This is a genomic window from Pseudoxanthomonas sp. F37 (genome assembly GCF_022965755.1).
Taxonomy (GTDB): domain Bacteria; phylum Pseudomonadota; class Gammaproteobacteria; order Xanthomonadales; family Xanthomonadaceae; genus Pseudoxanthomonas_A.
The window spans coordinates 350441-375013 of sequence record NZ_CP095187.1; the positions used below are offsets into that span (position 1 = coordinate 350441).

19 protein-coding genes are annotated in these 24573 nt (G+C 69.9%); 8 read left to right on the forward strand and 11 right to left on the reverse strand.

Annotated elements, in window-relative coordinates; translation table 11 throughout:
- Positions 1–60: 60 nt before the first annotated feature.
- From hemB to MUU77_RS01560, 3 genes are all read right to left on the reverse strand, one after another.
- Positions 61–1050: a porphobilinogen synthase gene (gene hemB / locus MUU77_RS01550; RefSeq protein ID WP_245090853.1), complete on the reverse strand. Its 990-nt coding sequence runs from the start codon at positions 1048–1050 to the stop codon at positions 61–63.
- 97 nt (positions 1051–1147) lie between these two features.
- The gene (locus MUU77_RS01555) at positions 1148–1396 is read right to left on the reverse strand and encodes a hypothetical protein (protein ID WP_245090855.1); all 249 of its coding nucleotides are present in this window, start codon (positions 1394–1396) and stop codon (positions 1148–1150) included.
- Between the two features lie 72 nt (positions 1397–1468).
- Positions 1469–2401 carry a pteridine-dependent deoxygenase gene (locus MUU77_RS01560; protein ID WP_245094125.1) on the reverse strand — a complete coding sequence of 311 codons (933 nt, stop codon included), beginning with the start codon at positions 2399–2401 and terminating at the stop codon, positions 1469–1471.
- Positions 2402–2621: 220 nt separating this feature from the next.
- Between MUU77_RS01560 and MUU77_RS01565 the strand changes: the two genes are divergently transcribed.
- The gene (locus tag MUU77_RS01565) at positions 2622–3083 is read left to right on the forward strand and encodes a hypothetical protein (protein ID WP_245090857.1); all 462 of its coding nucleotides are present in this window, start codon (positions 2622–2624) and stop codon (positions 3081–3083) included.
- A 60-nt stretch (positions 3084–3143) separates the two neighbouring features.
- Here the strand turns inward: MUU77_RS01565 and MUU77_RS01570 are convergent, their stop codons facing one another.
- The 3 genes from MUU77_RS01570 to MUU77_RS01580 form a co-directional block, all read right to left on the reverse strand.
- Positions 3144–3578, reverse strand: a complete 435-nt coding sequence (locus MUU77_RS01570; protein WP_245090859.1) for a cytochrome c oxidase assembly factor Coa1 family protein — start codon at positions 3576–3578, stop codon at positions 3144–3146.
- Between the two features lie 30 nt (positions 3579–3608).
- Positions 3609–5837 carry a S9 family peptidase gene (locus tag MUU77_RS01575; protein WP_245090861.1) on the reverse strand — a complete coding sequence of 743 codons (2229 nt, stop codon included), beginning with the start codon at positions 5835–5837 and terminating at the stop codon, positions 3609–3611.
- A 762-nt stretch (positions 5838–6599) separates the two neighbouring features.
- Positions 6600–7316, reverse strand: coding sequence for a glutathione binding-like protein (locus tag MUU77_RS01580; protein ID WP_245090863.1), 717 nt, complete (start codon positions 7314–7316; stop codon positions 6600–6602).
- Positions 7317–7422: 106 nt separating this feature from the next.
- On the opposite strand from MUU77_RS01580, the gene MUU77_RS01585 reads away from it, so the two are divergent.
- From MUU77_RS01585 to MUU77_RS01595, 3 genes are all read left to right on the forward strand, one after another.
- Positions 7423–8052, forward strand: coding sequence for a TIGR00645 family protein (locus MUU77_RS01585; protein WP_245090866.1), 630 nt, complete (start codon positions 7423–7425; stop codon positions 8050–8052).
- A gap of 125 nt (positions 8053–8177) precedes the next feature.
- On the forward strand, positions 8178–10370 hold the full coding sequence (uvrD, locus tag MUU77_RS01590; protein WP_245090875.1) for a DNA helicase II: 2193 nt from the start codon (positions 8178–8180) through the stop codon (positions 10368–10370).
- Positions 10371–10452: 82 nt separating this feature from the next.
- Positions 10453–10899, forward strand: a complete 447-nt coding sequence (locus MUU77_RS01595) for a universal stress protein (protein ID WP_245090878.1) — start codon at positions 10453–10455, stop codon at positions 10897–10899.
- Between the two features lie 10 nt (positions 10900–10909).
- On the opposite strand, the gene MUU77_RS01600 is transcribed toward MUU77_RS01595, so the two are convergent.
- Positions 10910–11212 carry a DUF2782 domain-containing protein gene (locus MUU77_RS01600; protein ID WP_245090881.1) on the reverse strand — a complete coding sequence of 101 codons (303 nt, stop codon included), beginning with the start codon at positions 11210–11212 and terminating at the stop codon, positions 10910–10912.
- Positions 11213–11307: 95 nt separating this feature from the next.
- Between MUU77_RS01600 and polA the strand changes: the two genes are divergently transcribed.
- Together polA and MUU77_RS01610 are read left to right on the forward strand one after the other, a co-directional pair.
- Positions 11308–14070: a DNA polymerase I gene (polA, locus tag MUU77_RS01605; protein WP_245090883.1), complete on the forward strand. Its 2763-nt coding sequence runs from the start codon at positions 11308–11310 to the stop codon at positions 14068–14070.
- 366 nt (positions 14071–14436) lie between these two features.
- On the forward strand, positions 14437–14925 hold the full coding sequence (locus tag MUU77_RS01610) for a YetF domain-containing protein (protein ID WP_245090886.1): 489 nt from the start codon (positions 14437–14439) through the stop codon (positions 14923–14925).
- A gap of 175 nt (positions 14926–15100) precedes the next feature.
- Here the strand turns inward: MUU77_RS01610 and hemF are convergent, their stop codons facing one another.
- From hemF to MUU77_RS01625, 3 genes are read right to left on the reverse strand one after another with little or no spacing between them, the layout of a single operon-like run.
- The gene (gene hemF, locus MUU77_RS01615) at positions 15101–16030 is read right to left on the reverse strand and encodes an oxygen-dependent coproporphyrinogen oxidase (RefSeq protein WP_245090888.1); all 930 of its coding nucleotides are present in this window, start codon (positions 16028–16030) and stop codon (positions 15101–15103) included.
- A 28-nt stretch (positions 16031–16058) separates the two neighbouring features.
- Positions 16059–16610, reverse strand: a complete 552-nt coding sequence (locus tag MUU77_RS01620; protein WP_245090891.1) for a hypothetical protein — start codon at positions 16608–16610, stop codon at positions 16059–16061.
- 3 nt (positions 16611–16613) lie between these two features.
- Positions 16614–18980 carry a S9 family peptidase gene (locus MUU77_RS01625; RefSeq protein ID WP_245090893.1) on the reverse strand — a complete coding sequence of 789 codons (2367 nt, stop codon included), beginning with the start codon at positions 18978–18980 and terminating at the stop codon, positions 16614–16616.
- A gap of 163 nt (positions 18981–19143) precedes the next feature.
- Here MUU77_RS01625 and MUU77_RS01630 point away from each other — a divergent pair, with 163 nt between their 5' ends.
- Together MUU77_RS01630 and MUU77_RS01635 are read left to right on the forward strand one after the other, a co-directional pair.
- A complete protein-coding gene (locus tag MUU77_RS01630; RefSeq protein WP_245094126.1) occupies positions 19144–19401 on the forward strand; it encodes a YcgL domain-containing protein in 258 nt (85 codons plus the stop codon).
- Positions 19394–22687: an ankyrin repeat domain-containing protein gene (locus tag MUU77_RS01635; RefSeq protein ID WP_245090896.1), complete on the forward strand. Its 3294-nt coding sequence runs from the start codon at positions 19394–19396 to the stop codon at positions 22685–22687. The genes MUU77_RS01630 and MUU77_RS01635 overlap by 8 nt, the downstream gene beginning before the upstream one ends.
- Here MUU77_RS01635 and MUU77_RS01640 read toward each other — a convergent pair.
- On the reverse strand, positions 22684–24480 hold the full coding sequence (locus tag MUU77_RS01640) for a monovalent cation:proton antiporter-2 (CPA2) family protein (RefSeq protein ID WP_245090899.1): 1797 nt from the start codon (positions 24478–24480) through the stop codon (positions 22684–22686). The two genes, MUU77_RS01635 and MUU77_RS01640, sit on opposite strands and share 4 nt — an antisense overlap.
- Between the last annotated feature and the right edge of the window lie 93 nt (positions 24481–24573).

Genomic DNA, 24573 nt, shown 5'->3' on the forward strand with positions numbered 1-24573 from the left:
GCAGGAACAAAAACGGGAGCCGCAAGGCTCCCGTTTCATTTCCAGAGCATGCGGTCGACGTCAGCCGTCCCGCAGCCAGCGCGCCGCATCCAGCGCGAAGTAGGTCAGCACGCCGTCGGCGCCTGCGCGCTTGAACGCGGTCAGCGCTTCCAGCGCGCAGGCCTTCTCGTCCAGCCAGCCGTTCGCGGCGGCGGCCTTGATCATCGCGTACTCGCCGCTGACCTGGTACGCGAAGGTCGGCACGCCGAACTCGTCCTTCACCCGCCGGATCACGTCCAGGTACGGCAGGCCCGGCTTCACCATCACCATGTCCGCGCCTTCGTCCAGGTCCAGCGCGATTTCGTGCAGCGCTTCGTTGGAGTTGGCCGGGTCCATCTGATAGGTGAACTTGTTGCCCTTGCCCAGGTTGGCGGCGCTGCCCACCGCGCTGCGGAACGGGCCGTAGAACGCGCTGGCGTACTTGGCCGCGTACGACATGATGCGGGTGTTGATGTGGCCGGCCTTCTCCAGCGCCTCGCGGATCGCGCCGATGCGGCCGTCCATCATGTCGCTGGGCGAGAGGATGTCCACGCCGGCAGCGGCATGCGCCAGCGACTGCTTGACCAGCGCCTCGATGGTCTCGTCGTTGAGGATGTAGCCGGTGTCGTCGATCAGGCCGTCCTGGCCGTGCGTGGTGTACGGATCCAGCGCCTGGTCGCTCATCACGCCCAGTTCGGGAAAGCGCGCCTTCAGCGCGCGGATCGCGCGCGGGATGATGCCGTCCTCATCCCATGCGATGCGGCCGTCGGCGGTCTTCGCCGCCGGATCGGGCACGCCGAACAGGTCCAGCACCGGCACGCCCAGTTCCAGCGCTTCCTCGCCCACGCGCAGCAGCTCATCGATGGACAGTCGCTCGACGCCCGGCATCGACGCCACCGGCACCCGGCCTTTTTCCTCGTGCACGAACACGGGGTAGATCAGGTCGTTGGTGGTCAGCACGTTCTCGCGCATCAGCCGGCGGGAGAACTCGTCGCGGCGCATGCGGCGCGGGCGGGTGTAGGGGTAGGCCATCATGGGCTCCTGGCAGAGCGCCGCATGATACGCCCGCGCCGCCCGACCCGGCCTGCGACAGGCGGTCGCAGCGCGGAACGCTGCGTCCGGAAGGGCGTCAGACCAATCCGCCACCCAGCGACAGGCGGAAGATCCCCACCACGATGACCAGGCCGTTGAGCACCAGCCCGACCTTGGCGCGGCCCCGGTTCCCGGTGCGGGTGAACAGGATGCCGACCGCCGCGATGATCGCGCCCACCGCCGCGAACGGGATCAGGAACCAGTTGCCCCAACCCAGCAGGGGAATCAGGGCCAGCACCATCCACACCATCGCCACGATGCCCCACAGCAGGCTGATCAGTCCCATCGCACATCCTCCGCAGCCGGGCGCACGTTGCGGCGCCTCATGCCCGCACTATGCGGATGCGGGTCCGCCGCTTCAAGCGCCGACGCCGTGCATGCCCTCGATTTCCACCAGCAGTTCGCGGCGGCAGACATCGGCATGCAGCATCAGCCACGGCACGCGGGTGCCCAGGCGGGCCTCCAGCTGCGCGGCGACGGCATCGGCATCGGCCGCGTCGCGCAAGTAGACCTTGAGCCGCGAGCTGGCGTCCAGATGCGCCGACAACGCCGGGGTGCGCGCGCGCGCCGCGCCCAGCAGGCTGTCCAGATTGGTGAGGGTTTCGTCCAGCTGCGCGCGCAGCGAATCGGCGTGCTGCGAGGCATGCCCCACGATGCTGGCCGTACCGGACAGCAGCAGCGGCACCTGCGGCGACGGCGGTAGCAGGGCGCGGGCGAAGCTGGGCGACTGCGGGCCGTATTCGCGCGGGTAGCGGTAGGCGCTGACCTGGCGCGGATTCTCCAGCGGCAGGCCGGGTTCGCGCGCGGCCAGCCAGTAGACCTGCAGCACGCGGCGGCCGTCGCGGCTGCCTATGGCGGTGGCCGCCGGCAGCGTGCGCGTGTCCACGCTGCCCAGCCCCTGCACGCGTCCCACGCAGAACTGCCGGTAGCGTTCGCCATCGCCTTCACCCTCGGTAATGGCGTCGAAGTAGTTCCAGATCCGCAGCAGGTGCGGGTAACCGCTCCCGCGCCAGAACGCCGCCATCGCCGCGTAGGCGCGCGCGCTGGCATGCAGGATGCCGCCCGCCGGCTCCTCCCACTCCAGCACGCCGAACATCAGCGCGCCGTCGTGGCTGTAGCGGATGTCGCCATCACGACCGGTCGACACCGGGCCGGCCGAACGCCACACCTCATACGGGGCCGCGGCTTCACGCAGGGGCGAGAGCGGCACGTGCAGGTAGCGGGGATCGTCGATGGCCGCCGAGGCCGGTGCCAGCGTGCCGAACCCGAACACCGCCAGCGTTTCGGGCATGCCCAGCAGCGCCTGCGGGCCGGGAGCGTGGACGTAGTCGACCGCCAGCCGCTGCGGCGCGGGCGGGAGGTCGGGAGCGGAGCTCATCGTGCGGGAAACAGGTGCATGGTCAAGGTGAAATGATAACCCGCCGCCCCGGCGCCGCCGTCCGGCGACGGGATATGCCAGTATTCAGGCGGTGCGGCGGAAGATCGCCGCAAGGCCACCGGGAGAAGCCGCCATGTCGTTCCGCATCGCCGCCATCGTGTTCGCCGTAGCGCTCACCGCCGGCTGTGCCGGCAGCTCCAAGGTCATGCTGGGCCAGGCCCGCGCGCCGATCGATCCCGCCCAGGTGCAGGTCTATCGCACGCCACCGGCGGGTTCGCAGGAAATCGCCCAGTTGGAGTCCAAGAGCGCGGTCGGCTTCGGCACCCAGGGCCAGACCGACGCCGCCGTGGCGCGCCTCAAGCGCGAAGCCGCCGCCCTGGGCGCCAATGGCGTGGTGCTGCTGGGCGTGGGGTCCAGCGGATCGCCGGTGGGCATGTCGGTCGGCGCGGGCAGCTACGGCCGCCACTCCGGTGGCGGATTGAGTATGGGCATCCCCACCACCCAGAAGCAGGCCGCAGGCATCGCGATCTACGTGCCGCCGGGTACGCCGGTGGATCCGTCCCTCGTGGTGCCCGATCCCGCCCCGAAACCCTGACGCGGTCCGCCAGGATCGGATGCGCGAAGGCGGCCCTGGGCCGCCTTCGTCGTTCGGGGATCAGGGCAGGGGCATCGCCGCGTCGTGTTCCAGCACGATCCGCTCGCCCCCGTCCACGTTCACCGCCAGTGTTTCGTAGCGCCACTGGCCGGCGTGCTTCTTCGCCACGACGAACAGCGTGCCGTCGGCCTTCGGGCCGTCCAGCGGGATGGACAGGTTGGCCTCGCCGTCGGGCCCGTTGCTGCTGAAGTTGCCCTGCACCAGCCAGCCGGCCTGGATCGGCGTGCCGAGCGCGGCCGTCACAGCGGGATCGGCCTGCGCCCGTGCCATCGCGTGCTGGTACGGGTCCGAGGATTTCATCGCGCCGAAGACCAGCGCCAGGATGCCGAAGATGAAGGCGGCGAACAGCGCGAGCAGCAGCGCCGCCAGCACCGGTACACACCACTTCCAGTTGCGGCTCCACCAGGTGGAGGGGGGCGGGGCGGTGGCGTGCATGCGGGGCTCCGGTCGTTTCCCGTTGAACGCTTACGGCTTCAGGCAACGGCCAAGGAAATCCTCGGTCAGGCGGTAGCGGTGCAGCAGGTCGCTGCCGCGCAGGCCGTGCTTGGCGCCGGGGTAGGTCATCAGCTCGAACGGCGTGCCGCGCTTCTGCAGTTCGCTCATCAGCCGGGTGGAGTTGGTGAACAGCACGTTGTCGTCGGCCATGCCGTGGATCAGCAGCAGCTTGCCGGCGCCCATCCCGTCCAGGTGGGTGAACACGCTGGCTTCGCGGTAGCCGGCTTCGTTCGCCTTCGGCAGGCCCATGTAGCGCTCGGTGTAGTGGGTGTCGTACAGCGCCCAGTCGGTGACCGGTGCGCCCGCCACGCCACAGGCATAGGCCTGGCTGTGCTTGGCCAGCAGCATCAGCGTCATGTAGCCGCCGTTGGACCAGCCGTACACGCCGATGCGCGCCGGATCGACGAACGACTGCGACTTCAACCATTCGACGCCGCGCAGCTGGTCGTCCACCTCCACCGTGCCCTGCCTGCCGTACAGCGCACCGCCGAAGGCCGCACCCCGGCGCGGCGTGCCGCGATTGTCCAGCGAGAACACCACATAGCCCTGCTGTGCCAGGTACTGGTTGAAGAAGCTGTCGCTGCGGCCGGGCCAGGCGCGCGTCACGGTCTGTGCGGCCGGGCCGCCATAGACGAAGACCACGACGGGGTACCGCTTCTTCGCATCGAAACCGGCCGGCTTGATCAGGCTGTAGTGCAGGGGCGTGGCGCCGTCGGCGGCGGTCAGCGTGCCGTAGGTGGTCGGCTGGTGGGCGGCGCGGTATTTCGCGTACGGGTGCGTCTGATCGGTGACGTCGTTGGCGAGCAGGGTCGCCAGTTTCGTGCCGTCGGCCTCGAACAGTTCGATCTGCGGCAGGGTGGTGTCGCTGGACCAGCTGTCGACAAAAACGCTGGCGTTGCGCGCGAAGGTGGCCGCGTGCATGCCGGGCGCCTGCGTCAGCCGGCGCGGCTGGCCGCCGGACAGCGGCACGGCATAGACATGCGTCTCCGTGGCGCCGTCGCGCGTGCCGCTGACGTAGGCCAGGCCGGCGGCTTCATCGACCGCCAGCAGGCCGTCGACCACCCATTCGCCCTGCGTGAGCGCGGTCAGCGTCGATCCGTCTTCCGACGCGACGTACAGATGCTCGAACCCGCTGCGTTCCGACGACCACAGGAAGCGGCCGTCCTTCAGGAAGCGCAGGTCGCTGTGCAGCGGCACCCAGGTCTTCGAGGTTTCGGTCACCAGCGTGCGCTGTCCGCCCGTCGCCAGGGTGGCTTCGATCAGCTCGAGCTTCTTCTGGTCGCGCGACTGGCGCTGGAAGGTCAGGCGCTGCGGATCGCGCCAGTCCACGCGGGCCAGGTAGATGTCAGGATCCTTGCCCAGGTCGATCCAGCGCGGCTTCGCGCCGCTTTTGGGCGCAATCACGCCCAGCTGCACCCGCACGTTGGGGTCGCCGGCCGCCGGATAGCGCTGCTCGATCACCTCCGTGCGGTCGGGATAGACCTCGTAGCGCTTCTGCACCGGCACCGGCGTTTCGTCGATGCGGGCGAAGGCGATGGCCGAATCGTCCGGCGCCCACCAGTAGCCGGTGTGGCGGTCCATTTCCTCATCGGCGACGAACTCGGCCACGCCGTTGCCCACGGTCTCGCTGCCATCGCCGGTCAGTCGCACTTCCTTGCCGCTGGCCAGGTCGATGACCCACAGGTTGCGGTCGCGGATGAAGCTGACGAAGCCGCCTTTCGGCGAGATCTTCGGATCGGTGGCGAAGCCGCCGCCATCGGTCAGCTTGCGTACCGCGTCCCTGCCGGACTTCGCCAGGTCGTGGAAATACAGTTCTCCGCCCAGCGGGAACAGCAGTGCCTTGCCATCCGGCGACCACTGGTAGTCGACGATGCCCGACAGCGCGGCGATGCGCTGGCGTTCGCGGCGCGCCTTCTCCTCGTCGCTCAGCACCTCCTCGCCCGGCAGCACCACCGACGAATCCACCAGCAGGCGCGTCTGCCCACTGGCGACGTCGTATTCCCACAGGTCCAGCCGGTTGCGGTCGCTGTCCTTGCCGCGCAGGAACGTCACCCGCGTGCCATCCGGCGCGATCTGCGGCTTGGTCAGCGTCGGGCCCGACAGCGGCGCGCTGCCGGTGATGGCTTCCAGGGTGAGCTTCTCGGCGTGGGCGGGCAGGGCAGTGGCGACGGTCATCAGGGCGAACAGGGCAAGGCGCATCGGATTTCTCGGGCGGCAGGGCCGGTCAGGCCCGGATTATTGCATCCGGACCCGGTGGTGTAGATGCAGCCATCGCATGGCATGCCTGTAGGAACGGACCATGCCCGCGATGCGTTTGCGAGGGTCCACAGAAAGGCATCGCGCCCGAGGGCGCCCCTACAGGTGGGATGCACCGTCATTGCCCGGCATGCCCGCAGGTGGGGCGCACCGTCATCGCCTGGCATGCCCGCAGATGGCCTGTAGGAGCGGGCCATGCCCGCGATGCTTTTGCGAGGGTCTGCAGAAGGGCATCGCGCCCAAGGGCGCTCCTACAGGTTCGACGCGCCGTCATTGCCCGGCATGCCCGCAGGTGGGACGCACCGTCATTGCAGGGCATGCCCGCAGATGGCCTGTAGGAGCGGGCCATGCCCGCGATGCTCTGCGAGGGTCGTCAGAAAGGCATCGCGCCCAAGGGCGCTCCTACAGGTTCGACGCGCCTTCATTGCCCGGCATGCCCGCAGGTGGGGCGCACCGTCATTGCATGGCGTGCCCGCAGATGGCCTGTAGGAGCGGGCCATGCCCGCGATGCGTTTGCGAGGGTCCACAGAAAGGCATCGCGCCCAAGGGCGCTCCTACAGGTTCGACGCGCCGTCATTGCCCGGCATGCCCGCAGGTGGGACGCACCGTCATTGCAGGGCATGCCCGCAGATGGCCTGTAGGAGCGGGCCATGCCCGCGATGCTCTGCGAGGGTCGTCAGAAAGGCATCGTGCCCAAGGGCGCGCCTACAGGTTGGGGGTGCCTTGGCCGAACAGGTGCCGGCGCTCTTCCTCGGTCAGCGGCTTGCCGGCATCCGGATTGACCTGCGACGTCAGCGCATACGCGCGCTGGACGGCCGGACGTGCGGCAATGGCGGCATGCCAACGCTGCAGGTGCGGGTACGGCGACAGGTCCAGTGGCGCCTTGTCGTACGCGTTGATCCACGGGTGGGTCGCCATGTCGGCGATGCTGTAGTCCTCGCCGGCGACATGGGCATGCTTCGCCAGCTGCGTGTCCAGCACGCCGAGCAGGCGCCGCACTTCGCGCGTATAACGGTCAATGGCGTACGGGATCTTCTCCGGCGCGTACACGGTGAAGTGGCCGTACTGTCCCGTCATGGGTCCCAGGCCGCCCATCTGCCACATCAGCCACTGGTTCACGGCCACCTTCTGGCGCGTGTCGGCACCGAAGAAGCGTCCGCTCCTGTTGGCCAGGTACAACAGGATGGCGCCGGACTCGAACACGCTGATCGGCGTGCCGCCATCGGCCGGTGCGTGGTCGATGATCGCCGGCATCTTGTTGTTGGGCGAAAACGCCAGGTAATCGGGCTTGAACTGGTCGCCCTTGCCGATGTCGACCGGCACGAGGCGGTATTCGAGCGGCGCGCCCGCCTCCGCCAGTTCTTCCAGCATCAGCGTGATCTTGTGGCCGTTGGGCGTGGGCCAGTAGTACAGGTCGATCATGGCGGTTCCTCGCGGGGCAGGCCCGCAGTCTAGCGGCGGTCGCGGACTTGGCAGCGTCGGATCCGGCCGCTACCCTGCGCCATCCCTGGAAAAGACCGTTCCCCGCATGACCGATCCCAAATCCGCGCGCCTGGGCCCGCTGCCCGCCCTGATCTTCAGTTCGCGCTGGCTGCAGCTGCCGCTGTATCTGGGCCTGATCGTGGCGCAGGGCGTGTACGTCATCCTGTTCCTGAAGGAGTTGTGGCATCTGGTCCATGGCGCCACCAGTCTCAGCGAGCAGGACATCATGCTGCTGGTGCTGGGCCTGATCGATGTGGTGATGATCTCGAACCTGCTGATGATGGTCATCGTGGGCGGTTACGAGACGTTCGTGTCGCGCATGGGGCTGGAGAAGCATCCCGACCAGCCGGAATGGCTGAGCCACGTCAACGCCAGCGTGCTGAAGGTGAAGCTGGCCATGGCGATCATCGGCATCTCGTCCATCCACCTGCTGAAGACCTTCATCGGCGCCAGCACGCTGGCCGGCCTGCCGCTGTGCGGCACGCCGGAAGCCTTCGCCGCCGCGGAAGCCGCCAGGACCGCCGGCTGGCTGGCGAAGACCTGCAGTGATTTCACCGCCACCGGGGTGATGTGGCAGACCATCATCCATGCCATCTTCATCCTGTCCGCCATCGGCATCGCCTACACCGACAAGCTGATGAACAGCGGTACGCAGGGCAAGCACGCGGCGCACTGATCCCGGCATGCAGGTGGGCTCCGGCTGGCCGCCGGCCGCTGGCAGGGCCTTCATGCACGTCGCCGAACGGGCCTGAACGGACTGCGTCTCAGGGTATGGGCCGCCGCAGGCCGTAAAATGCGCGGATGGATGTCTCCCACCTGCTCGATGACCTGAATCCCGCCCAGCGCGACGCCGTCTCGGCCGCGCCCGGGCATTACCTGGTGCTGGCCGGCGCCGGCTCCGGCAAGACCCGCGTGCTGACCCACCGCATCGCCTGGCTGAACGAGGTGCACGGCGTGCCCGCGCACGGCATCCTGGCGGTGACCTTCACCAACAAGGCCGCCGGCGAAATGCGCGCGCGCGCCGATGTGCAGTTGCGCAACGGCAGCCGTGGCATGTGGATCGGCACGTTCCATGGCCTGGCCCACCGCCTGCTGCGGCTGCACTGGCAGGAAGCGAAGCTGCCGGAGACCTTCCAGGTGCTGGACAGCGACGACCAGCAGCGGCTGGTCAAGCGCGTGGTGCAGGCGATGGAACTGGACGAGGGCAAGTACCCGCCCAAGCAGCTCACCTGGTGGATCAACGAGCAGAAGGACGAAGGCCGCCGGCCCGAGCACATCCAGCCGGCGCCGAACGACGACTGGCTGGACGTGCGCCGCCAGGTCTACGCCGGCTACCAGGAACGCTGCGACCGCGCCGGCCTGGTGGATTTCGCCGAACTGCTGCTGCGCGCGCACGAACTGCTGCGCGACACGCCGGCCCTGCTGGCGCACTACCGCACGCGCTTCCGCGAGATCCTGGTGGACGAGTTCCAGGACACCAACGCCATCCAGTACGCCTTCGTGCGCGTGCTGGCCGGCGACACCGGGCATGTCTTCGTGGTGGGCGACGACGACCAGAGCATCTATGGCTGGCGCGGCGCGAAGGTCGAGAACATGCAGCAGTTCCTGCGCGACCATCCCTCCGCGCGGACCATCCGGCTGGAGCAGAACTACCGTTCCAGCGCCAACATCCTGGGCGCGGCCAACGCGGTGATCGCGCACAACCCCGGGCGCATCGGCAAGCAGCTGTGGACCGATACCGGCGACGGCGAGCCGATCGACCTGTACGCGGCCTACAACGAGATGGACGAAGCGCGCTTCGTCGTCGAACGCATCCGCCAATGGGTGCGCGACGGCGGCAGCCTGGGCGACGCCGCCATCCTCTACCGCAGCAACGCGCAGTCGCGCGCGTTCGAAGAAGCGCTGCTGTCCGAACAGCTGCCGTACCGTGTCTACGGCGGCATGCGCTTCTTCGAGCGCGCCGAAATCAAGGATGCGCTGGCCTACCTGCGCCTGGTGGCCAACCGCGGCGACGATGCCGCCTTCGAACGCGCGGTCAATACGCCGGCACGCGGCATCGGCGAGCGCACGCTGGACGAAGTGCGTCGTCTCGCGCGGAACGCGCGCGTGTCGCTGTGGGGCGCGGCCATGCTGGCCACCCAGGGCACGGAACTGGCCGGGCGCGCACGCAACGCACTGGCCGCGTTCATGGCGCTGGTCGAACAGCTGGCCGGCGAAACCGCCGAACTGGACCTGGCCGAGCGCGTGGACCACGTACTGGTCCGCTCGGGCCTGCGCGAGCACTGGGCGAAGGAGAGCCGTGGCGGACTGGATTCCGAATCGCGCACCGAGAACCTGGACGAGCTGGTGTCGGTCGCTTCGCGCTTCGTGCGCCGCATCGACGACGACGACGCGACGGAAGGCATGAGCGAGCTGGTCGCGTTCCTGTCCTACGCCGCGCTGGAGGCCGGCGAAGGCCAGGTGGAGGCCGGCGAGGACGGCGTGCAGCTGATGACGCTGCACTCGGCCAAGGGCCTGGAGTTCCCGCTGGTGTTCCTGGCCGGACTGGAGGAGGGGCTGTTCCCCAGCAACCGTTCGCTGGACGAGAGCGGCCGGCTGGAAGAGGAGCGGCGCCTGGCCTACGTGGGCATCACCCGCGCCCGCCAGAAGCTGGTCCTGACCTATGCCGAGGCGCGCCGCCTGCATGGCCAGGACATGTACGGCATCCCGTCGCGCTTCCTGCGCGAGATCCCGGCGAACCTGCTCAACGAAGTGCGCCCGCGCGTGCAGGTCAGCCGGCCGGCCTCCGGCTTCGCCACCCGTCCCGCGCCCGGCCATGCCAGCCTGGAGACACCGGGACTCAAGCTGGGCCAGACCGTCACCCATGCCAAGTTCGGGCCGGGCGTGGTGACCGATTACGAGGGCAGCGGGGCGCACGCGCGCGTGCAGGTCAATTTCGCCAGCGAGGGCAGCAAGTGGCTGGTGCTGGCCTACGCCAACCTGCAGGCCCTCTAGGGGGCCGCCGGTTGATCCAGATCACGGCGCCCTAAGCCCGGCGGGCGTGTAATGGCCGCATCCCATCACCACGAGGTGCGGCATGTACCGGCATATCCTGATCGCGACGGACGGCTCGGAACGGGCCAGCAAGGGCGTGCAGCACGGCCTGGCCCTGGCGGCCCGGCTGCAGGCCAAGGCCACGGTGCTGACCGTCAGCGAGCCCATCAACACCGGTTTCGACGATGCGCTGGGCTGGAGCGCGGTGGCGACCTCGCTGCCGGATTTCCAGAACGCCCGCAACGAGGCCGCGCGCAAGGTACTGGATGCGGCGGCGGCGGAGGGTGAGCGGGCGGGCGTGACGCCGCAGCTGCTGCACGTGGCCGACCGCTATGCGGCGGAGACGATCGTGGACACGGCCGAGCGCCAGGGCTGCGACCTCATCGTGATGGCGTCGCACGGGCGGCGCGCCCTGGGCCGCCTGCTGCTTGGCAGCCAGACCAGCGAAGTGCTGGCCCGCTGCGGCGTGCCGGTGCTGGTGATCCGCTGAACGCCGGACCTCACCAGCCGTAGAGCTTCCAGTACACCGGCGAGACGTCGACGTTGTCCTTGCTCTTGTCCAGGCGACCGTCGCCGTCGGAGTCGTACAGGTAATAGGCCGCGCCGCGCGCCGGCGTCACCTTGACCATGCGCAGGTTGCCCGCCACGCGGTATTCCTCGATCACGTCGCCGTTGGTCCCGGTGCGCACGGCGACCTGCGCATTGGCCAGGTCCACCTCGGAGGGGCGGCCGCCGGTCGACGCGCAGCCGGCGATGGCCAGCAGGCTGCACAGCGGCAAGGCCAGGGTCGTCATGCGGTTCATCGCGGCGTCCTGTCGGGGGAGTCGGCCGGATTATGCGCCCAATGCGGCGCGTTGCGCGTGACGCCGCGCCCGGGGGTGCGGCGTAGAATGCCGGCATGACAAGACTCGTACTGATCGACGGCTCCAGCTACCTGTTCCGCGCGTTCCATGCGCTGCCCCCGCTGACCAATGCGCAGGGCGAGCCGACCGGCGCGCTGTTCGGCGTGGTCAACATGCTGCGCGCCACGCTGAAGGAAAAGCCGGACTACGTGGCCTTCGTGCTGGACGCCAGTGGGCCGACCTTCCGCGACGAGCTCTATCCCGACTACAAGGCGAACCGGCCGCCGATGCCCGAGGACCTGCGTGCGCAGGTCGAGCCGATGATCCGCATCGTGCAGGCGCTGGGATTCCCGCTGCTGCGCGTGGAGGGCGTGGAGGCCGACGACGTGATCGGCACGCTGGCGCTGCAGGGCGCGGCGCAGGGCATGCAGGTCACCATCTCCACCAGCGACAAGGACTTCGCCCAACTGGTGCGGCCGGGCGTGGCGCTGGTCAACACGATGAGCGGCAGCCGTCTGGACTCCGCCGACGCCGTGGTCGAAAAGTTCGGCGTGCGTCCCGAGCAGATCGTCGACTTCCTGGCCCTGATGGGCGATGCGGTGGACAACGTGCCCGGCGTGGAGAAATGCGGGCCCAAGACCGCCGCCAAGTGGCTGGGCGAATACGGCTCGCTGGCCGCCATCATCGACAGGGCCGGTGAGATCAAGGGCAAGATCGGCGACAACCTGCGCGCGGCCCTGCCGCGCCTGCCGCTGAATCGCGAACTGGTCACCATCAAGACCGATGTGGCGCTGGAGGGCGGGCCGGACTCGCTGCCGTTGCGCGAGCGCCATGTCGAAGCGCTGCGCGAGCTGTACGCGCGCTATGGCTTCAACCAGGCGCTGAAGGAACTCGAAGGCGGAGCGCCCGAGGCGTCCGCCGTGGCCGAGAAGGAACCGGGTCGCGCGCGCGGCACCGGACGCGTCGCCACGACGGCGCCCGACGAAGCCGTCGACCCGGCGCTGGGCGCCGCGGGCGAATACGCGGCCGTGACCGAACCCGCGCAGCTCGACGCGCTCGTCGCGCAGCTGCGCGCGGCCGACGAGTTCGCGTTCGATACCGAGACCGACAGCCTGGATCCGATGCAGGCGAATCTGGTGGGCCTCAGCTTCGCCACGCAGACCGGCAAGGCGGTGTACGTGCCGGTGGGGCACGACTACCCCGGCGCCCCGCCGCAGCTCGACCGTACCCGGGTGCTGGAGGCGCTCGCACCGGTGCTGTCCGATCCGGCGAAGCGCAAGCTGGGCCAGCACGGCAAGTACGACCTGCACGTGCTGCGCCGCCATGGCGTGGACGTGCAGGGCTATGCCGACGACACGATGCTGGAGAGCTTCGTGCTGAACTCGGGCAGCAACCGCCACGACATGGACAGCCTGGCCAGGCGCTTCCTCGGCTACGACACCATCAAGTACGAGGACGTGGCCGGCAAGGGGGCCAAGCAGATTCCGTTCTCCCAGGTGGCCGTCGACGACGCCACCCGTTATGCGGCCGAAGACGCCGACATCACCCTGCGCCTGCACCGCGTGCTGGCGCCCCGGCTGGCGGCGGAGCCGGGCCTGCAGCGCGTGTACCGCGACATCGAGATGCCGCTGGTGCCGGTGCTGGCGCGCATCGAAGCCAACGGCGTGATGATCGATGGCGACGAACTCCGCCGGCAGAGCGCCGACCTGTCCAAGCGCATGCTGGCGGCGCAGCAGAAGGCCACCGAGCTGGCCGGCCGCACCTTCAACCTGGATTCGCCCAAGCAGTTGCAGGCGCTGCTGTTCGACGAACTGAAGCTGCCGGTGCTGGTGAAGACGCCCACCGGCCAGCCCAGCACCAACGAGGAGGCGCTGGAGGCCATCGCCGACCAGCACGAACTGCCGCGGGTGATCCTGGAATACCGCGGCCTGGCCAAGTTGCGCAGCACCTACACCGACAAGCTGCCGGAGATGGTCAACCCCGACACCGGCCGCGTGCACACCAGCTATCACCAGGCCGGTGCGGCGACCGGGCGGCTGTCCTCGACCGATCCCAACCTGCAGAACATCCCGATCCGCACCGACGACGGGCGCCGCATCCGCAAGGCCTTCGTCGCGCCGCCGGGCCGCAAGCTGGTGGCCTGCGACTACTCGCAGATCGAACTGCGCATCATGGCCCACCTGTCGCAGGACCCGGGCCTGGTGCGCGCGTTCGAATCCGGCGCCGACATCCACAAGGCGACGGCGGCGGAAGTGTTCGGCCGCAGGCTGGAGGAGGTCACCGCCAACGAGCGCCGCGCCGCCAAGGCCATCAACTTCGGCCTGATGTACGGCATGAGCGCGTTCGGCCTGGCGCGCCAGCTGGGGATCGGGCGCGGCGAGGCGCAGGACTACATCGCGCTGTACTTCAGCCGTTACCCCGGCGTGCGCGATTACATGGAACGCACGCGCCAGCAGGCGCGCGAGCATGGGTATGTCGAAACCGTGTCCGGCCGCCGCCTGTACCTGGAGTACATCAACAAGGGCACCCAGGGCCAGCGCGCCGGCGCCGAGCGCGCGGCGATCAACGCGCCCATGCAGGGCACCGCGGCGGACATCATCAAGCGCGCGATGATCGGCGTGGATGCGTGGCTGGCGCATCACCGCGACCAGGCCCTGATGATCCTGCAGGTGCACGACGAACTGGTGTTCGAAGCCGATGCCGACTTCGTGCCGGAGCTGCTGGCCGAAGCGACGTCACGGATGGCGGCCGCCGCGCAACTGAGCGTTCCGCTGGTGGTGGACAGCGGGGTGGGAAACAACTGGGAAGAGGCCCACTGAGCCCGGGCTGAAAACGTTTTCCTTGCAGAACATGTACTTGCGGAAGCTCAGGAAAACCCTGACAGGTATATTTGTATACCGGCCAGTTCAATAAACTGAATTCCTCCTGAATCTTACGGTTTTTTAACCGGAATCTTCACGAACCATCCATGTGCGGAGTGGTCATATAGCTCGCGACAGATGCAACGTCTGTCGCTGATCTCTCCCATCCCCTGGAGCGATCTCCCCCGGAGCGACGACCCCTCCCCAGGTCCCGCTCCTCTGGCCCCGCCGATCTCCCCCTGGTCTGCGGGGCTTTTTATTGCCCGTCGTTTGGCCCGATGGCGTGCGCTACCGTGCGTGGCGTCCTCGACCAGGCGGTGACACATGAGCGCGATCCTCGAACCGATGTTCCAGCTGGCCATGCCGTGGTGGGCGTTCGTGCTGCGCGCCTGCGCCGTGTATTTCATCCTGCTGGCCATGATCCGCATGAGCGGCAAGCGCACGATGGGGCAGTTCACGCCGTTCGACATGCTGCTGGTCGTGCTGCTGGGAAACGCGGTGCAGAACGCGCTGCTCGGCGAGGATACGTCGGTGGGCGGCGGCCTGCTGCTGGCCGCCACCCTGATCGCGTTGAACTGGAGCGTGGGCCTGGTATCGGCGCGGTCGCCGAAGGTGGAGCGCTGGATCGAAGGCGTGCCGGTGCTGTTGGCGCGGGATGGGCAGGTCTATCGCGAAGTGCTGCGGCGCGAGCTGATCAGTCGCGAGGACTTCGAGAAGGCGATGCGCGAAGCCGGTTGCCTGGACATGGCCGACATCCGCCTGGCCGTGCTGGAGAACAACGGGCACATCACGGTGGTGGGCAGGCAGACCTAGCTCCCTGCAGGAGCGACGTGAGTCGCGACCGTGGAACTGAAACGCCGTTGACGTTCGTCTCGCCCGCACCGCGCGGGAAACAGGGAATGCCTGCCCCCGCGTGCGCCGGCCAAGCCCCACGCATTGGGTGGCGCGCGGTCGCGACTCACCTCGCTCCTGCAGAAGAAGAACAGGCTCAGGCGAATTCGGCCAACCAGTCGCGCGGGCGCAGATAGTCCGCCAGCCGCTGCTCGTCGCTGCCATCTTCCGGCGCATAGCCGTATTCCCAGCGCACCAGCGGCGGCAGGCTCATCAGGATGGATTCGGCGCGGCCGCCGCTCTGCAGGCCGAACAGCGTGCCACGGTCGTAGACCAGGTTGAATTCCACGTAGCGGCCCCGCCGGTACAACTGGAACTGGCGTTCGCGTTCGCCGTAGGGCACGTCCTTGCGGCGCGCGACAATGGGCAGGTACGCCTCCAGGAAGCCGTCGCCGACGGAGCGCAGGTAGCCGAAGTCGCGCCCGAAGTCTTCGCTGAGGTCGTCGAAGAACAACCCGCCCACGCCGCGGGTCTCGTTGCGGTGCTTGAGGAAGAAGTACTCGTCGCACCAGCGCTTGTGCGCGTCGTAGCGGGCCTGTCCGCCATACGGCTCGCACAGGTCGCGCGCGGTCCGGTGCCAGTGATGCACGTCCTCGTCCACCGGATAGAACGGGGTCAGGTCGAAGCCGCCGCCGAACCACCATGCCACCGTTTCGCCATCGCGCTCGGCGCGGAAGTGGCGCACGTTCGCGTGGGTGGTGGGCAGGTAGGGGTTGCGTGGATGGAAGACCAGCGATACGCCGACCGCGCGCCAGGAGGCGCCCGCAAGTTCGGGACGATGTGTGGAGGCGGAGGGCGGCAGCCGATCGCCGGAGACATCCGAGAACCCGATGCCGGCCTGTTCGAACACCGCGCCATCGCGCAGCACGCGCGTGCGCCCTCCGCCGCGGATCGGCGAGGCATCGCCGGGCGGGCGGCTCCAGGCATCCTCGCGGAACCGGGCCGTGCCATCGGCGGCCTCGATGGCGGCGCAGATGCGGTCCTGCAGGTCGGTCAGGTAATCGCGGACGGGCGTGATGTCGTTCATGCCGCCCATTCTACCGGGCACGCTGCGCTCACCCGAACTCGGCGCGCACGTGGGGACGGCACAGCTGCCAGACGATCAGCGCATGCAGGGCGCCGAACGTCACCGCCGTCGCCCATGCCAGTGCCAGCGACAGGTGGCGCAGCGCGGCCAGTTCGGCCGCCAACGACGCGGCATCCGGCGCCTTCGGCAGCTGGTCGATCCAGGTGAAGAGCGCATCGATCACCGCGATGACGCCGAAGTTGGCGGCCGCGCCCAGCACCAGGAAGGCCACGAAACCCCACCAGCCCCACGCGCGCCGCCGCAGCAGGCCCACCGAGACCGCCAGGAAGGCGCCACTGGCCAGCAGCAAGCCGACGCTGATGGCCACCCCATGCGACAGCGCCCACCGCACCGCAGCCGGTACCGGCTGCGTGGCCAGGAACGCGAGGACGCTGTCGATCTCGCCGCCGCGCAGCACCAGCAGTGCCACCAGCACCTGCAGCGCGGCGTACAGCGTCGCCACCAGGCCCATCACGATCGACACCTTCGCGGTGACGGTGACGAAGGCGGCGCTCTTCGTGATGGGCGACGGGGTGCCCATGGCCTATTTCAGGTTCTGCTCGAACAGCTTCAGCACGCGCTTGTACTCGTCCAGCCACGAGTCCGAGCGCGTGAAGCCGTGCCGCTCCAGCGGATACGCCGCCAGTTCCCAGTTGTCCTTGCGCAGCTCGATCAGCTTCTGCGTCAGCACCACCGAATCCTTGAAGAACACGTTGTCGTCGATCATGCCGTGCGCGATCAGCAGGTGGTCCTGCAGGCCGTCGGCGTACTCGATCGGCGACGAGGTGCGATAAGCCTCGGGGTCCAGTTCCGGCGTGTTGAGGATGTTGCTGGTGTACTCGTGGTTGTACTGGGTCCAGTCCACCACCGGCCGCAGCGCGGCGCCGGCCTTGAAGGTGCCCGGCGAGCGGAACAGCGCCATGAAGGTCATGAAGCCGCCGTAGCTGCCGCCGTAGATGCCGGCGCGGTCGCGGTCGCCCTGCTTCTGCTCGACCAGCCAGTCCAGGCCGTCCAGGTAATCCTCCAGCTCGGGGTGGCCCATGTTGCGGTAGATCGCGGTGCGCCAGTCGCGGCCGTAGCCTTCGCTGGCGCGGTAGTCCAGGTCGAGCACGATGTAGCCGCGCTCCACCAGCAGGTGGTGGAACATCTGCTCGCGGAAGTAGTTGGGATAGCGCGCGGTGACGTTCTGCAGATAGCCCGCACCGTGCACGAACATCACGATGGGATAGCGCTTGCCGGGTTCCATCGTCTCCGGGCCGTAGTACTTGCCCCAGACCACGCCGGCGCCATGCTTCGACGGTACCTGCACGTACTGCGGCTCGTGCCATCGGCGCGACTTGAAGGCGGCGGAGCGGGTATCGGTGAGCTGCCGCGCCTGGCGGCCGTCCATGCCCACCACCGACAGCTGCGCGGGCGTGTAGCTGCGCGAATGGCGGACCAGCAGCTGGCGGCCGTCCGGCGAGGCACTGAAGCCCTCCACGCCGTCGAGCGCGGTGATTTCGCGCAGCTGGTCCGTGGCCAGATCGAGGCCGCAGACCTCGTAGTCGCCCGGCCAGGCACGGTTGCAGAGGAACAGGAAGCCGTTGCCGTCCGGCGCCACCTGCGGCTCGGATACTTCCCATCTGCCCGTCGTGCGGGCGCGCAGCCTCCCGGTGCCGGTGGCGGTATAGAGGTGCGAGTAGCCGGACTCTTCGGAAAGCAGCCACAGCGTGCGGTTGTCCGGCAGCCAGCCGAACTGGTTGAAGCCCCAGTTCACCCACGCCTCATCGGTCAGCCGGTGGCGCGGCTGCAGGCGCGCGCCGGGCAGATCGACGGTGGCGATCCAGCGGTCCTTGTTGTCCACGGCATGGATCTGCACGGCGGCCTGGGTGCCGTCGTTCGTCCACGCCACCGCGCTGCCGTCGCTGTCGTTCTCCACGCGCACGTCGCGGTGGCCTTTCAGTGGCTCCTGTCCGGCCTTCCTGCGCAGCGCGGCGAGCGGGTCGCGGTCGATGCCCGGCAGCGGGTCGAAGGCCAGCGGCTTGACGCTACCGTCGGCCAGGTCCACCCGCCACAGGGCATGCGGCAGCGGCGCGTTGCGGCCCACGCGCGTGCGCACGTCCTGGAATTCCTCGTAGCCGGATTCGGTGACGTACTTGGGCATCTTGCCGGCCTGTCCGGCGTCGGCGCCCTTCTTGCGCGTGACCACCAGCAGCCAGCGCCCGTCCGGCGAGAGCGAGCTCGATTCGATCTCCACTTCGGCGCCCAGGTAGACCGGCGCCGGCGCGCGGGTGGGATCGGCCCTGCGCCACGCCTCGGCCTGCTGCTGCGCGGTCTCGCGCTGGGCGCGGTCATCGGCCAGCGTGCGGATCGTGCGCAACTGCTGCTCGCGCAGCGCATCGGCCTTGGGCGGGGCCAGGGGGTCGCGTTCGGCCTTGAGTTCGGCGACGAGCGCGGTGCCGGTGCCGGCGGTCCAGCGGTACCAGCTGTTGCCCGCCCGCCACAGCACCGCGCCATCGGCACCGAAGCGCGCCTGCTGTTCGGCCTCGTTGGTGCGGGTGACCTGGGTCAGCGCCCCGCTGCGCAGGTCGCGCACGAACAGGTCGCCGTTGCGCGTGAGCAGCATGCGCCGGCGGGCGGCATCGTAGACCGGGTTGGCCGCGTCCAGGCGCGCGCGCTGGTCGTCGGCCACGCGATGCGCGGCGCCACCTTCGAGCGCCTGTTCGAACGTGTCGCGCACGCTGCTGCCGTCGCGCTTGAGTTCGTACTGCACCTGTTTGCCGTCCCAGGTCCACCAGGCGCGTTCCACCGGCGGACCGATCCAGTCCGGTTCGGCCATCGCCTGTTCCAGGGTGAACGGCGCGGTCGTCTGGGCGTGCGCCGCGGGGGCGAGGGCGAACGGCAGCAGCAAGGCAAGCAGGGCGGGGCGCATCGGGCATCCGTTAGTGCAAGGTGAAGAGGCGAAGATTACCAGCCCCTCCGCCAGGCGCCGGCCGCTGATCGTCATGCCGCGCGCGCCTGCGGCGCGGGTTTCGCGCATGGGGCATTTCCCGCACAATCCCCGCTTGTCCACTCGCAGGGCGCAGTACGCGCGGATGCACGCCTACGTCTACAAGAGCCAGCGCAAGGCCGACACGTTCGTCTACCTGGCGGCGCGCGATGACTTCGGCCGCGTGCCGGAGCCGCTGCGCGCCCAACTGGGCGCGCTGACGTTCGTGCTGGACGTGGCCCTGACCCCGGACCGCAAACTGGCCCGCGAGGACGTGGCCGTCGTGCGCACCAACCTGGCCGCGCGCGGCTTCCACATCCAGTTCCCGCCGCAGCCCGATCCTGCCGTCCGTCCCGATGCCTGAGTCCCGGCTGCAGACCCGCCCCGTTGCCGTGGCCGCCCTGCTGGCGGGCCTGCTGCTGGCCGGCGCCGGCGGTTGGGCCGGGGGGCTGCTGGCCGCGCTCGGCGCCTGTCTGGCACAGCCAGCCGTGGCGCTGGGGGTGTCCTGGCTGCGTGGCACGCGCGTGCTGGCACCGGCCCGTGCCTGGCGCGAGGACGTGCCCGCCTTGCTGCTGGCATGGGCGGCCGCCTTTGCCGGCACGGCCGTGCTGCTGGCATGGCCGCTGGCCTCGCTGCGCGACACCGGCAGCCTGCCCGCCGCGCTGGGCGTCAGCGCGGTGGTGGGCGCGGTGATCGTGGGGCTGTGGCGCACGTGGCCGCTCTGGCACGGACTGGAACGCGACGGCGGTGCCCTGTCCGCGCACTGGCGTGGCCTGGTGGAGCGCGACTTCCATGCCTGGCGCGGTCTGGCCGTGGCCACCCTGTTGGCGCTGGCCGTCGGCGGCGGGCTTTGGCTGGCGTGGCCCGGCCTGGTGCCGGAAGGGCTGCGTGCGGGTTCGGCGGTGGCGTACGCGCTGCTGCTGCCGGCGCTGCACTGGGGCGTGCAGCGGCTGGAGGGCGCAGGTGTGCTGCCGGTCGTGGACATGCCGGACATCCGGAGCAACGCGGCACCCGAACCGGCGCTCGAGACGGCCGCCCAGGCCCTGGATCTGCAGCAGGCGCTGTTCGAAGCCGCGCGCGGCGGGCGCGTCGAGCGCGCGCTGGAGCTGATCGAAGCCGGCGCGGATCCGCATGCGCTGCCGCCGGACGGCGCGCGCGACCAGCGCAGCCTGGGCGCGCTGGCGGCGGTGCTGCCCGACCTGCGCCTGCTGCGCACGCTGATCGCGCATGGCGTGGACCTCAACCACGCGCATGCCGGCGTCACCCCGCTGCTGGCCGCCACCCGCGACAGCTGGCACGGCCGGCCCGACGCGGTCACCACCCTGCTGGCCAACGGCGCCGACCCGCGCATCGCCGATGCGGACGGCAACACGCCGCTGCACCACGCTGCGCGCAGCTCCGACCCCGGCGTGGTGGCGCTGCTGCGCGATGCCGCCGCCGAACTGGATGCGCTGAACCACGACGGCCTGACCCCGCTGGGGGTGGCCTGCATGGCCGGCAACTGGCGGCTGGCGAAGTTCCTGCTCGAGCGCGGCGCATGTCCCGATCCGCAGGGCGGACAGCCGGTGCTGCTGGCCGCCGCATCGACCGAGGAGGACGATGCCGCCGGCGTGCAGCTGCTGCTCAAGCACAAGGCCAAGGTGGACGCGCGCGACGCCCAGGGCCGCAGCGCCCTGCACGAGGCGGCCCACGCCGGCCATGTCGAAGTGGTCGCCACATTGCTCGCCGCCGGTGCCGACGTGCATGCCCGCGATGCGCAACAGCGCACGCCCTGGCTGGAGGCCGCGGTCGGCGCCCGCGTTGCGGTGCTGGAAAAGCTCGCCGACGCCGGCGCCGACCGCCTGGCCCGGGATGCGGACCGGCGCAATGCCTTGATGCTGGCGTGCGGCGCCGAACAGGCCTCGCCCGCCCTGGTGCGTCGCCTGCTGGAATGGGGCCTCGATCCGGCCGACACCGACGCCGCCGGCCGGCGCGCCGTCGACGCCGCCGCGGAAGCGGGCCGGTGGGCGCTGGTGTCGGCGCTCGATCCGGCGTACGCGCTGCCCAGCGCGGTGGCGTCCGCCGAGGACGAGACGGTGGCGGACCGCGCGCCCTCCGCGCTGCTGCGCGACGGCCTGGCCAGTGGCCAGCTTGAAGGTCTGGACGCGCTGGCGCGCCTGTGCTCGCGCGAAGAACTCGGCGCGCTGCTGCACGACCCGGAGATGCAGCGTCCGGCACGCCTGGCGTGGCTGTTGCGCCACGGTGCCGATGCGGAAATCCGGAACGCCCAGGGCGACACGCTCGCGTTCACCCTGCTGTCCCAGGGGGCCGCAGGCACGGTGGCGCTGGGCATCGTGCTTGCACGCGGCCTGTCGCCGGCCGGGGCAGGGGGGCTGGCCCGCTTCCTCGCAGCGTGCGCCGCCGACGATCAGGCCGCCCGTACGCTGGAATCCTGCGCCCTCGACCTGCTGGAACGGGGCGCGGACCCCTTCGGCAATTCCGTGCAGGGCGATCCGGCGCTGTCGCTGGCGGTACGGCTGGGCTGGCAGCGCCTGCTCGATCGCCTGCTCGACATCGGCGTGGACCGCGAGGCGCGCGACAGCCATGGCATGACCGCGCTGCACCTGGCGGCCGTACTCGGCCGCGAAACCGCGCTGAAGCAGCTGATCGCCAAGGGCGCTTCGCCCGATGCGCGCGCCGCCGACGGACAGACCCCCCTCGGGGTGGCGCTGGCCTGCGGGCGTCGCGACCTGGCCGATTGGCTGGACTGGCGTACCTGGCCGCTGCCGCGGCGCGCGCTGCGCGCATCCGACCTGCCGGCGGCGGCGATGGCCGGCGACCGCGACGCCGTGCGGCGGTTGCTGGACCTGGGCTTCGACGTCGATTCGCCGGATGCGCAAGGGTGTACGGCGCTGCTGCGCGCGTCCGGTGGCGGCTTCGGGTCCACCGTGGACCTGCTGCTGGCCCGTGGCGCCGATCCGCAGCGCGCCGCCACCACTGGCGCCACGCCGCTGTCGGCCGCGGTGAGCATGCGCCAGGCCGACATCGTCGCTGCGCTGCTTGCGGCCGGGGCCGACATCGAACACCGCCTGCCCGGCGGCGTCACCGTGCTGATGCTCGCGGCCGCGCTGGGGCTGCCGGAGATCGTCGCGCGCCTGATCACCGCCGGCGCCAACGTGCATGCCGGCGATGCGCAGGGGCTGACGCCGCTGCACTGCGCGGCGCTGTACGGGTTCACCGCGCGGGAGAAACCGCGCCTGGTCGCCCTGCTCGACACCCTGCTGCTGTCGGGCGCGGAATCCGAGCAGGTGGCGGCCGGCTCGGTGACGCCGCTGCTGCTGCTGCTCGGCGCCCGCGCCGAACCCGGCACGGCCTGCGACGAAGAGGTCGTGCTGGCGGGCCTGGAACGCCTGCTCGACGAAGACGTGTCGCTGGACGTGCAGGATCCGCGGGGCTTCGGTCCGCTGCACCTGGCGTCGCTGCACGGCCTGCTGCGCGTGGTCAGCCGGCTGCTGCGCGCGGGCGCCGATCCCGAGCTGCGCGACACCCTGAACCGCACCCCGCGCGAGATCGCGGTGATGCGCGGCTTCATCGACGTGGCCGCCGAGTTCGTACCGGTCGCGCCCGGCGCGGGCGCCTCGATGGCGCGTTTCCTGCGCGATCGCGGCTAACGCCCGCGTGCCGGCGGGCCTTCTCCGGTCGCGTCGGCTTCGAACAGCTTCTCCAGGTCGCTGATGGCATCGCGCGCGGTCTGGATCACCGCGCCATCGTCGTCGTAGACCAGGTACTGCGCGCGCAACAGCTTTTCGTCGTGCGCGCGGAAACGGCGCGTGTGCTCGGCGGCGGTTTCCGGCGGCACGCCCAGCTCCACCAGCACCTGCTGCGCCATCTCCAGGCTCGAGCCCAGCGTCTCCCGATAGGCCTCCGCGCTGAGGTCCATCAGCCGCCACGCATGCTGGCGGTTGCGCGCACGCGCCAGTACGCGGGCGTCGGGAAACATCCGCCGGATCAGCCGGGTGGCCTTGATGTTGGTATCCGGGTCGTCCATCGCGATCACGAACACCTTCACGTGCTGCGCGCCCGCCGAACGCAGCAGGTCCGGCCGGGTCGGGTCGCCGTAGTACAGGCGGATGTTGCCGAAGCGCCGCAGCGTGTCCACGGTTTCCGTGCTGTGTTCCAGCGCGACGAAGGGAATGCGCTGGGCGGTGAGCAGGCGCGCGACGATCTGGCCGAACCGCCCCATGCCCGCGATCAGCACCTGCGGTTGCTCATCGGGGATCTCGTCGAAGGTGCGGCCCTGCGGCGGTGGGCGCTTCACCCCCGCCAGCAGGCGATGCAGCCCCAGCAGCAGCACCGGCGTCAGCGCCATCGAGACGCCGACGATGGCGGTCAGCTGGTTGCGCAGTTCGGCGTTCATCAGCTTCACCCGGGCCGCTTCGCTGAAGACCACGAAGGCGAACTCGCCGCCCAGCCACAAGGTGCCGGCCAGCATCAGCGCGCCGCGCGGCTCCAGCCGTCCCGGCCAGCGGCCGATGCCGAACAGCAGCGCGAACTTGACCGTCAGCAGGATCGCCACGCCCGCGGTGATCAGTTCCGGCTGCGCCACCACCGCGTCCAGGTCGATGTCCATGCCGACCGCGATGAAGAACAGGCCCAGCAGCAGGCCCTTGAACGGATCGATCTGCGATTCCAGCTCGTGGCGGAATTCCGAATCGGACAGCAGCACGCCGGCCAGGAACGCGCCCAGGCCCGCGCTCAGGCCGGCCAGCTGCATGAACCAGGCGATGCCCAGCACCACCAGCAATGCGGTGGCGGTGAACACTTCGGGCATGCGGGTGCGCGCCACCACGCGGAACAGGTGGCGCAGCACCAGCCGGCCGCCGAAGATCACGATCGCGATGGCGCCGATGGCATGCAACACCATCGTCCAGGTCAGCGTTTCGTTCTTGGCGCCGCCCAGCAGCGGGATGGCGGCGAGCAGCGGGATGGCCACCAGGTCCTGGAACAGCAGGATCGCGAAACCGAGCCGGCCGTGTTCGCTGGTCAGTTCCTTGCGTTCGGACAGCAGTTGCAGGCTGACGGCGGTGGACGACAGGGCCAGGCCCAGTCCGACGACCAGCGCGGTCTTCCAGTGATGCTCGAACAGCAGCGCGGTCCCCCCCAGCACCAGCGCGCTCAGCAGGACCTGCAGCCCGCCGGCGCCGAACACCGGCTTGCGCATCACCCGCAGGCGCGAGGGCGACAGTTCCAGACCGATGACGAACAGCATCATCACCACGCCGATCTCGGCGGCGTTGAGGATGCGGTCGGCGTCGCGCACCAGCGCCAGGCCGTCCGGGCCCAGCACCACGCCGGCCACCAGGTACGCCAGCACCGCGCCCAGCCCGAACCGCTTGAATACCGGCACCGCGATCACCGCGGCCAGCAGGAACACCAGCGCCAACTCAAGACCACTACCGTGCATGCGTCACCTCGAGGGGATAGTATGCGGCGGACAGGGCCGGACCGGCCCGCTTCCAGGGATAGAGGAGGGCGTATGGGGCACTTGATCAGGTGT